The organism is Ensifer sp. ZNC0028, from assembly GCF_000799055.1.
Taxonomy (GTDB): domain Bacteria; phylum Pseudomonadota; class Alphaproteobacteria; order Rhizobiales; family Rhizobiaceae; genus Ensifer.
Genome location: NZ_JTLA01000094.1, coordinates 14,650 through 27,641, shown reverse-complemented (window position 1 = coordinate 27,641; position 12,992 = coordinate 14,650). Strand labels below are relative to the sequence as shown.

The window sequence follows — 12,992 nt, the reverse complement described above, 5'->3', positions numbered from 1 at the left end:
CGATCGATAAGCGGAGTATGAGTTTATCTTTCTGAAATTGCTGATTATTTTCGCCGGATGTGAATCTGGCACGCATCCTGCATTTCTATTGGCATGTCCAGAGGGGACTAAAAAGAAGACAGCGCCCACGAAGGTCGCGATGAAAAGGGCCACTGCCCGCTCAAAGGTGATCCCGGATGTACGGACACCAAGGCGGGTGGTGGCCCTTGCTTTTTCCGATATGTCGCATTGGCGAAGCGCCTAGCCTCGACTATCTAAGAGATAACAAAAGAATGAGAGGGCGCGATGCCGGAAGTCACGAAAGAAGTGGTGCTTGAAAAACTGCGCACGGTGCGTGGCCCGGGCATGGAAGGCAACATCGTCGACCTCGGGCTTGTGTCTGACGTCTTCATCTCCGACGGCAAGGCCTATTTCTCGATCACCGTGCCGGCCGAACGCGCCAAGGAACTGGAGCCGATGCGCGCTGCAGCCGAGCGCGTGGTGCGCGACATTCCCGGGATCACCGCGGCAATGGTCGCTTTGACGGCCGATCGCAAGGCTGCCGCCGGCAGTGCGCCGGTGCAGCGCCCGCAGCCGCAGGCGCCATCCCATGCAGGCCATTCCCACGCGCCGCGTCCGGCTGGCGGACCGCCTGCCAAGGCGGGCATCCCCGGCGTCGGCGCGATCATCGCCGTCGCCTCGGGCAAGGGCGGTGTCGGCAAGTCGACCACCTCGGTCAATCTGGCGCTGGCGCTCAAGGCAAACGGCCTGAAGGTCGGCCTGCTCGACGCGGACATCTACGGCCCCTCGATGCCGCGGCTCCTGAAGATCTCCGGCCGGCCGCAGCAGATCGAGGGCCGGCTCATCCGCCCGATGGAAAATTACGGCCTCAAGGTCATGTCCATGGGTTTCCTCGTCGATGAGGAAGTGGCGATGATCTGGCGCGGACCGATGATCCAGTCGGCGCTGCTGCAGATGTTGCGCGAAGTTGCCTGGGGCGATCTCGATGTTCTCGTCGTCGACATGCCGCCGGGCACGGGCGACGCCCAGCTCACCATGGCCCAGCAGGTGCCGCTGGCCGGCGCGGTCATCGTCTCGACGCCGCAGGACCTGGCGCTGATCGATGCCCGCAAGGGCCTCGCCATGTTCCGCAAGGTGGAAGTCCCGGTGCTCGGCATCGTCGAGAACATGAGCTACTTCATCGCGCCCGACACCGGAAATCGCTATGACATCTTCGGTCATGGCGGCGCCCGCAAGGAGGCAGAACGCATCGGCGTGCCCTTCCTCGGCGAAGTGCCGCTGACAATGGGGATTCGCGAAACGTCGGATGCGGGAACGCCGCTGGTTGCCTCCGATCCGGCCGGCGAAGTCGCGCGCGTCTATCGCGATATCGCGACCAAGGTCTGGGAGCAGGTATCGGCCACGCAGCAGGACAAGAGCCGCGCCGCGCCGAACATCGTGTTCGAGTGAAGTTCCCCACGGGAACTTTGGCTCTTCGCCCCGCGTAGTTTTGCCCTTGATTCGATTTTGATTTAGGCGAACATGGGATAGGGTGGCGCCGAACTGGCGGCGCATGCCCGCGTGCCGGATTGCAAGAGGGCATTGATTTTGCGTTTGCGTTGCGCCATATGCCTTGCCGCACTTGCGAAGGTGCCCAACTTGACGCCCTCTCGCCCGAGATCTTGGCCTCTCGCGATGACTGAGTTGAAGACTTTGTCCTGACTGGCGGAACGTTCCATCCGATGGATCTCTATTGTGGGTATTTTGTGGCGCACGACCTTTCGCCTCTTCCATTCGACCCTAAGGTTGGCATGACGAGGATGCTCGCATGATCACCGGCTATTGCGCCGATGGAACGGCCGTCGTCCTGACGCCCGCCGAGCCGCCCGATAGCTTGCGCCCGGACGTCATCTGGGTGGATCTGCTCGAACCGAGCAAGGCCGAAGACCTGATGATGGAAAAGCTGCTCGGCATCTCCATCCCGACGCGCGACGACCTCAAGGACATCGAGCCTTCGAGCCGTCTCTATGTCGAGGAGAGCGCCGTGTTCATGACGGCGTCGCTGGTGTTTCGGTCGGAGACGGAGATACCCGGCCTGACCGACGTCGGCTTTATCCTGGCGGGTAGCCGGCTCGTCACCATCCGATACGCCGAACCCCGGTCCTTTGCGCTCTTCAAGGCGTCGATGCATCGTTTCCCCGGAAACTGCCGCGACGGCGCGGTGGTTCTGACCCGGCTGCTGGAAACGATCGCCGACCGAACTGCCGAAATTCTCGAAGAGGCCGTGACCAAGATCGACGATCTGTCGATCGCCGTCTTCGGCGACAAGGCGGCCGGCAAGCGCCGCCCGCCGCATTTTCTCGAGGCGCGCCTGCGCGACGTCGCCGGGCATCATCGCCTGGTCGCCAAGACCCGCGACAGCCTTGCCTCGCTCTCGCGCCTGCTGACATTCGTCTACACGGTCCCGCAGGTGCAGGACGACAAGGAAACGCGCGAACTCTGCCGCTCGATTTCGCGCGATATCCAATCGCTGTCCGAACATGCCGGCTTCATTTCCGGCAACATTACCTTCCTGCTCGATGCATCGCTCGGCCTGATCAATGTCGAGCAGAACGCCATCATCAAGATTTTCTCGATCGCGTCGGTCGTGCTCCTGCCGCCGACGCTGGTCGCCTCGGTCTACGGCATGAACTTCCGCGTCATGCCCGAACTGGAATGGCAATTCGGTTATCCCTGGGCGATCGCGGCGATGGTGATATCGGCCGTGATCCCCTTTTTCTTTTTTCGCTGGAAAGGCTGGCTTTGAACGCCAGTAGGTTTGCATGACCCAATCGCATGCCCCTTCCACTCAAGAGCCGAAGGACCTGCGCCGCCTGCTGGTCCTCGGGCTTGGTTCGATCGGTGTCGTCTATGGCGACATCGGCACCAGCCCGCTCTATGCCTTCCGCGAAGCGTTGCGCCCGGTTTCCCATGACGGTGTAACCGATGCGGAGATCATCGGCCTGATCTCGCTGATGATCTGGACGCTGACGATCATCGTCACGATCAAATACGTGCTGTTCCTTCTGCGCGCCGACAACCAGGGCGAGGGCGGCACGCTGTCGCTGCTGGCCCTGTTGATGAAGTCCGCCAACGGCCACGCGTCCATTCTCTTCTTCATGGGCATTGCCGGCGCCGCGCTCTTTATCGGCGACGCGATGATCACGCCGGCGCTCTCCGTTCTTTCGGCGGTCGAAGGCCTGAAGCTGGTGACGCCGGCGCTGTCGGAATATGTCGTGCCGATCGCGGTGGTCATCCTGCTCATGCTTTTTGCGGTGCAATCCAAGGGAACGGCGGCGGTCTCGAACTTCTTCGGTCCGATCACGCTCGTCTGGTTCCTGGTGATGGGCGGCATCGGCTTCGTGCACATCGCCGACGACCTGTCGATCTTCAAGGCCTTCAATCCCTATTACGCCGTGAGCTTCATGCTCAGCGAAGGCTATGTCGGCATCATTGTGCTCGGCGCCGTCTTCCTGACGGTGACGGGTGCCGAGGCGCTCTACGCCGACCTTGGCCACTTCGGCCGTCGGCCGATCCAGTGGGCCTGGTTCCTGATCGTCTTTCCGGCGCTAACCCTCAACTATCTCGGCCAGGGCGCCTTCGTCCTGAAGAACCCGGAAGCGATGTCGGATCCGTTCTTCCTGATGTTCCCGAAATGGGCGCTGCTGCCGGTCGTCATTCTGGCGACGGCGGCAACCATCATCGCCAGCCAGGCGGTGATAACCGGCGCCTTCTCGCTGACGCGCCAAGCGATCCACCTCGGCTTCCTGCCGCGCATGGCGATCTTCCATACGTCCGAGACCCATACGGGCCAGATCTACCTGCCCAACGTCAACACGCTGCTGATGTTCGGCGTTATGGCCCTGGTCTTCGTCTTCGGTTCGTCCGAATCGCTCGCGACCGCCTACGGCATCTCGGTCACCGGCGCGATGGTGGTGACGACCGTGCTTTCCTTCGAGTTCCTGCGCATGCGCTGGAACTGGTCGGCGCTCGCGGCTGCCGCGGTGCTGGTGCCGCTCTTTGCGCTGGAGTTCATCTTCCTCGGCGCCAACATGCTGAAGATCCACGACGGCGGCTACGTTCCGGTGCTGATCGCCGCCACCTTCATCATCATCATGTGGACCTGGCGGCGCGGCACACAGATCCTGCACGCCAAGACGCGCCATATCGACATTCCGCTGGCAAGCTTCATCAAGTCGATCGAACGCAAGAGCGAACACGCGCCAGTGGCCGTGCCCGGAACCGCCGTGTTCCTGACGAGCGATCCGGAATCGACGCCGGCCGCACTGCTCCACAACATCAAGCACAACCACGTGCTGCACAATCAGAACTTCATCCTGACGATCCGCACGGCCAATACGCCGAAGGTGCCGAAGTCGGAACGGGTGAGCATGCAGCCGTTGTCGGACCGCTTCACATTGCTCGAAATGCGCTTCGGCTTCATGGAAACGCAGAACGTCTCGCAGGCACTCGGCCTGTTCCGCAAGTCGGGCCTGAAGTTCGACATCATGTCGACGTCCTTCTATCTCGGCCGCCGCAAGCTCGTGCCCGATGCGGAGAGCGGCATGCCGCACTGGCAGGACCGGTTGTTCATCGCGCTTGCGAATGCGGCAATCGACCCTTCGGATTACTTCCGGCTGCCGACCAACCGTGTGGTCGAACTCGGTTCGCACGTGATCATCTGACCTTATCCGGTCCTTGGTCGAGCGCGAGAAGCGCTGATCTGCAACAGAAGAAGCCGCCTTCCGACGGGAGGGCGGCTTCGCTGCTTTATGGGGCATCCGCCTTTCAGCGATCGCGCATTAACCAAACATCAAGGTTAATGCTTCATTTTCAAAGCACGAACGGAGCGGTCCCGGCGAAGTGTCCGGCTGCTTGATTGTCTAATCTTCCCGCGCGGAATTCTCGACGCTGGCGCATAGCCGGCGCGGGCGAAGCCGTGCCGCCTGATAGCGTTGCGTGGAGTCGGTTGGTGCGTAAGAGTCGGAACCTGCGTCTAAAGTCTCGCCTGAGCCCGTCTGCCTGGATGGCGCCCGCGATCATCGGCCTTGCACTTTATCTGGGCTTTCCCTCGGCTGCCGCCTATGCCGACCTTGCGACCTTCTTGTCCGGCATCAACCGGGGCGGCGAGCGCTGGCGCATGTATATGACCGCGTCGCCCGCCGGTTCGATCCATGAAGCCGAAATGGTGTTTGCCGATCCGGTCACCACGGGCGCGCTCGACGGCGGTGCCGGCATCACCATGCCCGATGGCAGCCGCGTCGCGCTGACCGCGGAAACTAAACATTCGGGCACGCCCGACGAGGACCGCGTCAACCGTCAGGCAAAGAAAGGCCGCGTCGTCGCCGTGACCCCGGTAACGCCGCCCAAGGATTTCTCCGCCGGCTCCATCCTGCAGCGCACCAGCTCCCTGATGGAGCCAAGCCTGGGGGAGGGGGAGAAGATGGTCTTCGCCAAGTCTCGCATCGAAGGCAAGGAGATCGAGATCGCCACCGCCTTCTATCGGAAGACGCCGCCAAAGGCGGAGCCCGGCGTCTCGCCGATGCTGGCCAAGCTCGTTACGAACGATCGCCCCGACATTCTTGCGACTGCTTACGTCCGGCCCGAGCCGGACTATGCGCGTGAATCGCCCTTCGATTCGATCCTGCGCGAAGACAAGAACGCCGGCCGCTTCATTCCCGAGATTGCGCCGGACGATCACGCCTGGGCCGCCACGGCATTGCCGGGCTCGGTTTTCAGCAAGGAAGAGCAGACCTGTCTGGCCGAAGGCATCTACTTCGAAGCCCGCAGCGAGCCGCTCAAAGGCCAGGCCGCTGTCGCGCAGGTGATTCTCAATCGCGTGCGCAATCCCACCTATCCGAAGACCATTTGCGGCGTCGTTTACCAGAACAAGGCCTGGCGCAACCGTTGCCAGTTTTCCTTCGCCTGCGACATGATCCGCGACCTTATCTATTCCCGCTCGCACTGGAAGACCGCCAAGGAAGTTGCCATGGCCGTCACCGCCGGCAAGATCTGGCTGCCGGAAGTGGGCTCGGCCACCCATTACCATGCGACCTACGTCAATCCGCCGTGGGCGAAGACGATGAAGCGGGTCGGCAAGATCGGCATGCATATCTTCTACCGCACCTATGGCGGCGGCTGGAGCTGATCGGCGCCTGACGCGATTCCGCCGTCTTTCCTCCGCGCACGCCAAAGGGGAGATTCCCGCCGGTCTCCGGCCGGAATCCTGCCGCGACCTTGCTGCAGATCGATGAATGCGTGCTTAGCTCATTGAATTTCATGGAAAACATTGTCCACGATCAAGCGGCCCGCACGCCTTGACTATGCGGGTGCCTAAAACTATGTTGCGCGCGACTTCAAATGGGGCCGAAACGTGGCTTGTGCGAAGGCCTGTTGTGTGACCGAAATCGCGGTCTGAGACCCGATAAGGACGACAAGGGAGTAGCCACGTGGCGGAGAAACCTGAAGAAAGTCTGGAAGCGCGGCTGAAGCAGCTCGGCGACAAGATTGAGTCCAAGAGGCCCAATACGCCTGATGCAGCGGAAGCCAGAGCCGCCGAGAGCCGTAAAGGCTATGCGGCGGCGATGAAGCTCTCGAGCGAGTTCATCGCCGGCATCGTTGTCGGGGCGTTTCTGGGCTATCTTTTGGACCACTTTGCGGGTACAGGGCCGTGGGGATTGATTATCTTCCTGCTTCTCGGCTTCTGCGCTGGCGTGCTGAATGTGCTGCGCTCGGCCGGTATGGTGGCGACACCGGAAGCCGGAAGAGGCGGTTCTGGGAATGACAAGAAGGACGGCGACGCCCGCTGAGGCGTTGCCCCGAAGAAAACGGTTTCCGCTTCCGGGCGGGTAGAACGAAAGAGAAGCGCGGTGTCAAACGATCCGACCCACCAGTTCCTGGTCAATAAGATTGTCCCGATCGAAATTGGCGGAATGGACTTTTCCTTCACCAATGCGTCGCTGTTCATGGTTGCGACCGTAGGTGTTGCCGCAGGCTTTCTTTATCTGACGACGTCGCAGCGCGGTCTTATCCCGACCCGCATGCAGTCGGTCTCGGAAATGTCCTACGAATTCATCGCCTCGATGCTGCGCGAAGGCGCCGGCAGCGGTGGCATGAAGTTCTTCCCGATGGTGTTCTCGCTGTTCATGTTCATCCTGACGGCGAACCTGCTCGGCATGATGCCCTACTTCTTCACGGTCACCAGCCAGATCATCGTCACTTTCGCTCTGGCGCTGTTCGTTATCGGTACCGTCATTCTCTACGGCTTCTACAAGCACGGTCTCGGCTTCCTGAAGCTCTTCGTGCCGCATGGCGTTCCTGGCGTGCTTCTGCCGCTCGTCGTCGCGATCGAAGTCATCTCGTTCCTTTCCCGCCCCATCAGCCTTTCGGTCCGTCTTTTCGCCAACATGTTGGCCGGCCACATCACGCTGAAGGTCTTCGCAGGCTTCGTCACCTCGCTCAGCGCCCTCGGCGCGGTCGGCATCGGTGGCGCCATCCTGCCGCTCATCATGACCGTCGCCATTACCGGTCTTGAGTTCCTCGTCTGCTTCCTCCAGGCCTATGTCTTCGCGGTACTGACTTGCATGTACCTCAACGACGCTGTCCATCCCGGAAGCCACTAAGGAATAACAGTCGCTTGCTTCCGGCCGGTCCTCCGTCGGAAGCGCAATCCTAAGCCGCAACACCATTCGAAGGAGTTCACACATGGAAGCGGAAGCAGCAAAGTACATCGGCGCAGGTCTCGCTTGCCTCGGCATGGCCGGCACGGCTCTCGGCCTCGGCAACATCTTCGGCAGCTACCTCTCTGGCGCGCTGCGTAACCCGTCGGCTGCTGACGGCCAGTTCGGCCGCCTCGTATTCGGCTTCGCCGTTACGGAAGCTCTGGGCATCTTCTCGCTGCTCGTAGCCCTGCTCCTCCTCTTCGCCGTCTAATATCGGCTGGAGTTTCGGCCGCGACCCGTCAAAAGGTCGCGGCCGCGCATATTCTTGAGTGCACCTGGAGGTGAGCATGTTTGTGACCGCGGCTTATGCCCAGTCAACCACCACTGAAGGCGCCGAAGCACACGATGCCGCTGCGGCCGGTGAGGTGCACACCGAAACGGGTGTGGCTCACGAAGGCGAGGCTGGCTCCGGCGTGTTCCCGCCCTTCGATACGACCCATTTCGCATCGCAGCTGCTTTGGCTCGCGATCACGTTCGGCCTCTTCTATCTCCTGATGTCGAAGGTCATCATTCCGCGGATCGGCGGAATTCTGGAAACCCGTCACGATCGGATCGCTCAGGATCTCGATGAAGCGTCCCGCCTCAAGGGCGAAGCCGACGCTGCCATCGCTTCCTACGAGCAGGACCTGGCAGCCGCCAAGTCCAAGGGTCACAAGATCGCCGACGACGCCCGCGAATCCGCAAAGGCCAAGGCCAATGCTGACCGCACCGCCGTCGAAGCCGACCTTGCCAAGAAGATCTCGGCTGCAGAAGACCGCATCGCCGACATCAAGGCAAAGGCACTGGCCGACGTCGGCGCCATCGCCGAGGAAACCGCAACGGCTGTCGTGAAGCAGCTGATCGGCGGAACCGTCACCAAGGCCGAGATCACCGCTGCCGTCAAGGCATCGGGTGGCAACTGAGGAGCACTGAACTATGCATCTTGATGCAACTTTCTATGCCTTCGTTGGCCTGATCCTGTTCTTCGTCCTGATTGCCTATCTCAAGGTTCCGGGCATGGTCGGCAAGGCGCTCGACGCCCGCGCCGAAAAGATCGGCAACGAGCTGACCGAAGCCAAGCGCCTGCGCGAAGAAGCTCAGGGCCTCGTCGCTGAGTACCAGCGCAAGCGTAAGGATGCCGAAGCGGAAGCTGCCGGCATCGTCGCTGCCGCCCAGCGCGAAGCCGAAATGCTGACCGCGGAAGCCAAGCAGAAGACCGAGGAATACGTCGCTCGTCGCACGGCTCTTTCGGAACAGAAGATCAAGCAGGCCGAAAGCGATGCGATCAACGCGGTTCGTTCCGCTGCTGTCGATCTCGCGATTGCCGCTGCCGAGAAGGTCGTTGCCGCCAAGGCCGACGCCGGCGCTCAGAACGATCTGTTCAAGAAGGCACTTGGCGACGTCAAGGCGCGCCTGAACTAAGCGTTCGGACATTCCGATTGAAAGAGCCCCGCTTCGCGCGGGGCTTTTTTATGCCTGTCTGTAGAAGCTGCATTGGCCCGAAGGATGAGGCGCCAAGGTCCGCTGGGATTTCGGCAGGCGTCTCGCCTTCAGCTGCCGAAGCGAAGTAGTGCCAGCGTTCAAGGCCAAACGTGGCGCACGGCAGCATACGCGGCACCGGACGGCTGCTGACGCGAGAAAAGCTGTTGGCGAGATATGTCGGAACCGAAACCGAAACCGGAAGTGCCGGCGTGGCCCTCGCTACGTGGTTGCGCGGCGGTTAGCCGTCCTGGCGCAGCGGCCGGAAGCTCATGCGGTGCAGCGGGCAGGGGCCGTGGGTCTCAATGGCGCGACGGTGGGTCACCGTCGCATAGCCGGCATGGAGCGCAAAGCCGTAGCCGGGATGCGCAAGGTCGGCGCGAGCCATCATGCGGTCGCGGGTAACCTTGGCGACGATCGAAGCAGCGGCGATCGACAGCGACCGCGCGTCGCCCTTGACCACCGCCTTGGCGTGGCAGGAGAGGCCGGGCGGTACGTCGCGGCCGTCGACGAGCACGAAGCGTGCGTTCGAGGGCAGGCCGGCGACGGCCCGCCGCATCGCTTCGAGGCTTGCCTTGCGGATGTCGGTGGCGTCGATCGTGCCGGCCGACGCCGAGGCGATCGACACTTCGGATGTGGCGAGGATTTCTTCGAACAGTTTTTCGCGCGCCTGGGCCGTCAGCTTCTTGCTGTCGTCGAGTCCTGCGGGAATGGCGTCCGGATCGAGAATGACGGCAGCGGCAACCACCGGCCCCGCGAGCGGCCCACGACCGGCCTCATCCGCTCCGGCGACCGGCCAGAACCCATCGCCCTTGGCCGAAAGCTCGAAACTGAAATCGGGCGCTACGATGATATCGGGAAAAAGGGGAGAATCGGTCGATCTGCGAGACATAAGTCTAGATCGCATGATCGACCGATTCTCTTCAAGCCCCCAGGTCCGAGTGCGGCGGCGGACGGGGGATTACCGGGGCCCACGGCGGGTAAGGGGGCACCGGAACTGCTATGTGGTCTCAGGCGCCCGCCATCGGTCTTGCCTGGCGGGGCGATCATCTCTCACCGTGCGCCATTACGGGTAGCGACGGTTACCGAGACATCGGAAAGCCTTCAAAGAAGCGAGAGCTGCACCCCCGTTCCAAGCGGCGGCACGAAGAGATCGTCCCGCAGCTGCCGGCGCGTCGGGTTGAAGCCGAGACGCTTGACTGCCAGGTCGAAGCGGCGGCCGATCTGCCACGCATAAGGGCCGGCGCCCTTCATGCGTTTGCCGAACTCGGCGTCATAGTCCTTGCCGCCCCGCATGGAGCGGATGAGCGACATGACGTGCCGGTAGCGGTCCGGATAATTGCGCAGCAGCCAGTCGCGAAAGAGCGGGCTGACCTCGAGCGGCAGCCGCAGCAGCACATAGCTTGCTTCGGTTGCTCCGGCCGTCCTTGCACCTTCGAGCACACGCTCGATCTCGTGGTCGTTCAGAGCCGGAATGATCGGCGAAACGAGAACGCCGGCCGGGATTCCCGCTTCGGCAAGCATGCGGATCGCCTCCAGCCGCTTGCTCGGGGTCGAGGCCCGTGGCTCCATCGTGCGGGCCAGTTTCCGGTCGAGCGTCGTGACGGAGATGCCGACGCGCACCAGTCCCTTTTCCGCCATCGGTGCCAGGATATCGATGTCGCGGGTGACCATCGCCGATTTGGTGACGATCATGACTGGATGGTTGGCATCCCGCAGCACCTCGAGGATCTGGCGCATGACCCGCCACTCCTTCTCGATCGGCTGGTAGGGGTCGGTGTTGGTGCCGATCGCGATCGGCCGCACCCTGTAGTCCTGCCGCGCCAGTTCGCGCTCCAGAAGCCGCGGTGCGTCCGGCTTGGCAAACAGCTTCGCCTCGAAGTCGAGGCCGGCCGAGAGGCCCATATAGGCGTGTGTGGGGCGGGCGAAGCAATAGATGCAGCCATGCTCGCAGCCGCGATAGGGATTGATCGAGCGGTCGAAAGAAATGTCGGGCGACTCGTTCCTGGTGATCACCGTGCGCGGCTTCTCGACCTGAACCTCGGTCTTGAAGGGCGGCAGATCCTCCAGGCTTTCCCAGCCGTCGTCGAACGTCTCGCGGCTGCGCGGTTCGAAGCGGCCGGACATGTTGATCCCGGCGCCGCGGCCGCGACGGCGATCGATATCGATCCGCAGGCCCGTTGCGCTCATCATCGCTTCGGCCACATCTGCCGTATTGGCGGGCGCAAGCGCACCCTGCCTGATCTGAGACAGCTCGGTCATTGGAATCTCCCCGGAATCAGATATTTGATCCCGTTTTGTTCTGATTATTTTCCTATCGCGAATGGAGGAACAATTCAAGAACAAAATTGGAGTTTCGAATTTGCCGATGAAGGTGCCGCTGCAGGCCGTGTCCCGGATGTAGCAATTGCCGTGCCGATGCGTTACGAGAAACCATGCTCACGATCATCATGGAAACCCGCGACAACGAGGCCGAACTGGCACAGACGCTTGCTGTGTTGGTGGCGGGCGCCGTGGAAGGCCTGGTCAGCGATGTGATCATCCTCGATCACGGCTCGAAGGACGGTTCGTCCGACGTGGCCGATGCCGCCGGATGCCGTTTCTGCCGGGATTGGGATCTCGCTGATGTGGTGGGCTCGGCGCGCGGCGAGTGGCTGATGTTGCTGGAGCCGGGTGCGCGCCCGATCGGCCGCTGGATCGATGAGTTGGCCGAGTACGTGTCGATGAACAAGGCACCGGCCCGTTTCTCCGGATCGAGACTACATCGCAAGCCTTTCTTCCGCCGGCTGACCGGGCGTGGAAAGCCGCTGGAGACGGGATTTCTCCTGCGCAAGAACGACGCGCTTGCGGCCGCCCGCGGCAACATGGGGCTGGATGCGATGACGAATGTCCGCTCTGTCCGCAGGCTTTCGACCGAACTCGTTCCGGCCTGGGTCGCTGTCGAAGCCAGGCGGTAACGCCGGTTCCCGCGCGAAAAAATTAAAGGTGCCAGTCCCTTAGGGGACGGCACCTCCAAGCGGCTCTCAAATGACCTTGTTTGGAAGATTTCTGTCCGGGCAGCATTCTGGCTGCCCGTCGTATCCAACATTTCATTCCGCCCGGGGGACAGAGGCGGAAGGGTCTTGCGGTGCGAGGAACGGAACGTGCGGCGGTCGTTCCTCGCTGTGTCAACGCTTGAAAACTATCGGGAGGCGAAGCGAGCGTCAGTTACTAAGGTAACAGGTCGGCCGGGCCGGAACGGTCCATGCTCTTCAGCCGCGTTTCAGGTGCTCGTCGAGCCGCGGCATGATCTCCACGAAATTGCAGGGCATGTGCCGGTAGTCGAGCTGCTGTTTGAGGATGCCGTCCCACGCATCGCGGCAGGCGCCGGGCGAACCCGGAAGGACGAAGATGAAGGTGGCGTTGGCAACGCCGCCGGTTGCGCGCGACTGGATCGTCGACGTCCCGATCTTCTCGTAGGAGATACGGTGGAAGACCTCGGAGAACCCGTCCATGCGCTTTTCGAACAGCGGTTCCAGCGCCTCGGGCGTCACGTCCCGCCCGGTGAAGCCCGTTCCACCTGTCGTGATCACCACGTCGATGGTGGGATCGAGCGTCCAGGCCTTCACCTGGTCGTAGATCTTCGTCTTGTCGTCGGGAACGATGGCGCGCGCCTCAAGGCGGTGCCCGGCGTCACGCACCCGCGCTTCCAACGTGTCGCCCGACTTGTCGTCGGCGCGCGTGCGGGTGTCTGAGACCGTAAGGATGGCGATCCCGACAGGAATGAAGGGGCGCTTTTCGTCGATGCCGGCCATG

Annotated in this window: 13 protein-coding genes; 10 read left to right on the top strand and 3 right to left on the bottom strand. The window is 62.2% G+C overall.

Annotated elements, in window-relative coordinates:
- Positions 1-285 precede the first annotated feature (285 nt).
- The 9 genes from L981_RS21750 to L981_RS21710 all read left to right on the top strand — a co-directional run bounded on the left by L981_RS21750 (position 286) and on the right by L981_RS21710 (position 9,140).
- Positions 286-1,449 carry an Mrp/NBP35 family ATP-binding protein gene (locus L981_RS21750; protein ID WP_043620940.1) on the top strand — a complete coding sequence of 388 codons (1,164 nt, stop codon included), beginning with the start codon at positions 286-288 and terminating at the stop codon, positions 1,447-1,449.
- Positions 1,450-1,807: 358 nt separating this feature from the next.
- On the top strand, positions 1,808-2,785 hold the full coding sequence (locus L981_RS21745) for a magnesium transporter CorA family protein (RefSeq protein ID WP_043620938.1): 978 nt from the start codon (positions 1,808-1,810) through the stop codon (positions 2,783-2,785).
- A 16-nt stretch (positions 2,786-2,801) separates the two neighbouring features.
- Complete coding sequence (locus L981_RS21740; protein WP_043620935.1) at positions 2,802-4,703, top strand: potassium transporter Kup; 1,902 nt, start codon at positions 2,802-2,804, stop codon at positions 4,701-4,703.
- 341 nt (positions 4,704-5,044) lie between these two features.
- The gene (locus L981_RS21735; RefSeq protein ID WP_052201935.1) at positions 5,045-6,166 is read left to right on the top strand and encodes a cell wall hydrolase; all 1,122 of its coding nucleotides are present in this window, start codon (positions 5,045-5,047) and stop codon (positions 6,164-6,166) included.
- A 301-nt stretch (positions 6,167-6,467) separates the two neighbouring features.
- A complete protein-coding gene (locus tag L981_RS21730; protein ID WP_043620934.1) occupies positions 6,468-6,827 on the top strand; it encodes an AtpZ/AtpI family protein in 360 nt (119 codons plus the stop codon).
- 60 nt (positions 6,828-6,887) lie between these two features.
- Positions 6,888-7,640, top strand: a complete 753-nt coding sequence (locus L981_RS21725) for a F0F1 ATP synthase subunit A (protein WP_043620932.1) — start codon at positions 6,888-6,890, stop codon at positions 7,638-7,640.
- Between the two features lie 82 nt (positions 7,641-7,722).
- Positions 7,723-7,950, top strand: coding sequence for a F0F1 ATP synthase subunit C (locus tag L981_RS21720; protein ID WP_025426100.1), 228 nt, complete (start codon positions 7,723-7,725; stop codon positions 7,948-7,950).
- A 76-nt stretch (positions 7,951-8,026) separates the two neighbouring features.
- On the top strand, positions 8,027-8,641 hold the full coding sequence (locus L981_RS21715; protein WP_043620929.1) for a F0F1 ATP synthase subunit B: 615 nt from the start codon (positions 8,027-8,029) through the stop codon (positions 8,639-8,641).
- Between the two features lie 13 nt (positions 8,642-8,654).
- Entirely contained in the window at positions 8,655-9,140 is a 486-nt protein-coding gene (locus L981_RS21710; RefSeq protein ID WP_043620926.1) for a F0F1 ATP synthase subunit B, read from the top strand.
- Positions 9,141-9,438: 298 nt separating this feature from the next.
- Here L981_RS21710 and L981_RS21705 read toward each other — a convergent pair whose 3' ends face one another.
- Positions 9,439-10,089, bottom strand: a complete 651-nt coding sequence (locus L981_RS21705) for a ribonuclease HII (RefSeq protein ID WP_043620924.1) — start codon at positions 10,087-10,089, stop codon at positions 9,439-9,441.
- 212 nt (positions 10,090-10,301) lie between these two features.
- The gene (locus tag L981_RS21700) at positions 10,302-11,459 is read right to left on the bottom strand and encodes a PA0069 family radical SAM protein (RefSeq protein ID WP_043620921.1); all 1,158 of its coding nucleotides are present in this window, start codon (positions 11,457-11,459) and stop codon (positions 10,302-10,304) included.
- A gap of 173 nt (positions 11,460-11,632) precedes the next feature.
- Here L981_RS21700 and L981_RS21695 point away from each other — a divergent pair, with 173 nt between their 5' ends.
- Positions 11,633-12,154: a glycosyl transferase gene (locus L981_RS21695; RefSeq protein WP_043620918.1), complete on the top strand. Its 522-nt coding sequence runs from the start codon at positions 11,633-11,635 to the stop codon at positions 12,152-12,154.
- Positions 12,155-12,448: 294 nt separating this feature from the next.
- Here the strand turns inward: L981_RS21695 and moaB are convergent, their stop codons facing one another.
- The gene (gene moaB / locus L981_RS21690) at positions 12,449-12,991 is read right to left on the bottom strand and encodes a molybdenum cofactor biosynthesis protein B (RefSeq protein WP_043620917.1); all 543 of its coding nucleotides are present in this window, start codon (positions 12,989-12,991) and stop codon (positions 12,449-12,451) included.
- Between the last annotated feature and the right edge of the window lies 1 nt (position 12,992).

Bases quoted from the DNA above. Each gene is read 5' to 3' on its own strand.
- L981_RS21750 (WP_043620940.1), top strand. From the start codon at position 286: ATGCCGGAAGTCACGAAAGAAGTGGTGCTTGAAAAACTGCGCACGGTG.
- L981_RS21700 (WP_043620921.1), bottom strand. From the start codon at position 11,459: ATGACCGAGCTGTCTCAGATCAGGCAGGGTGCGCTTGCGCCCGCCAAT.
- L981_RS21735 (WP_052201935.1), top strand. From the start codon at position 5,045: ATGGCGCCCGCGATCATCGGCCTTGCACTTTATCTGGGCTTTCCCTCG.
- L981_RS21710 (WP_043620926.1), top strand. From the start codon at position 8,655: ATGCATCTTGATGCAACTTTCTATGCCTTCGTTGGCCTGATCCTGTTC.
- L981_RS21695 (WP_043620918.1), top strand. From the start codon at position 11,633: ATGCTCACGATCATCATGGAAACCCGCGACAACGAGGCCGAACTGGCA.
- moaB (WP_043620917.1), bottom strand. From the start codon at position 12,991: ATGGCCGGCATCGACGAAAAGCGCCCCTTCATTCCTGTCGGGATCGCC.
- L981_RS21720 (WP_025426100.1), top strand. From the start codon at position 7,723: ATGGAAGCGGAAGCAGCAAAGTACATCGGCGCAGGTCTCGCTTGCCTC.
- L981_RS21705 (WP_043620924.1), bottom strand. From the start codon at position 10,089: ATGTCTCGCAGATCGACCGATTCTCCCCTTTTTCCCGATATCATCGTA.
- L981_RS21745 (WP_043620938.1), top strand. From the start codon at position 1,808: ATGATCACCGGCTATTGCGCCGATGGAACGGCCGTCGTCCTGACGCCC.
- L981_RS21715 (WP_043620929.1), top strand. From the start codon at position 8,027: ATGTTTGTGACCGCGGCTTATGCCCAGTCAACCACCACTGAAGGCGCC.
- L981_RS21740 (WP_043620935.1), top strand. From the start codon at position 2,802: ATGACCCAATCGCATGCCCCTTCCACTCAAGAGCCGAAGGACCTGCGC.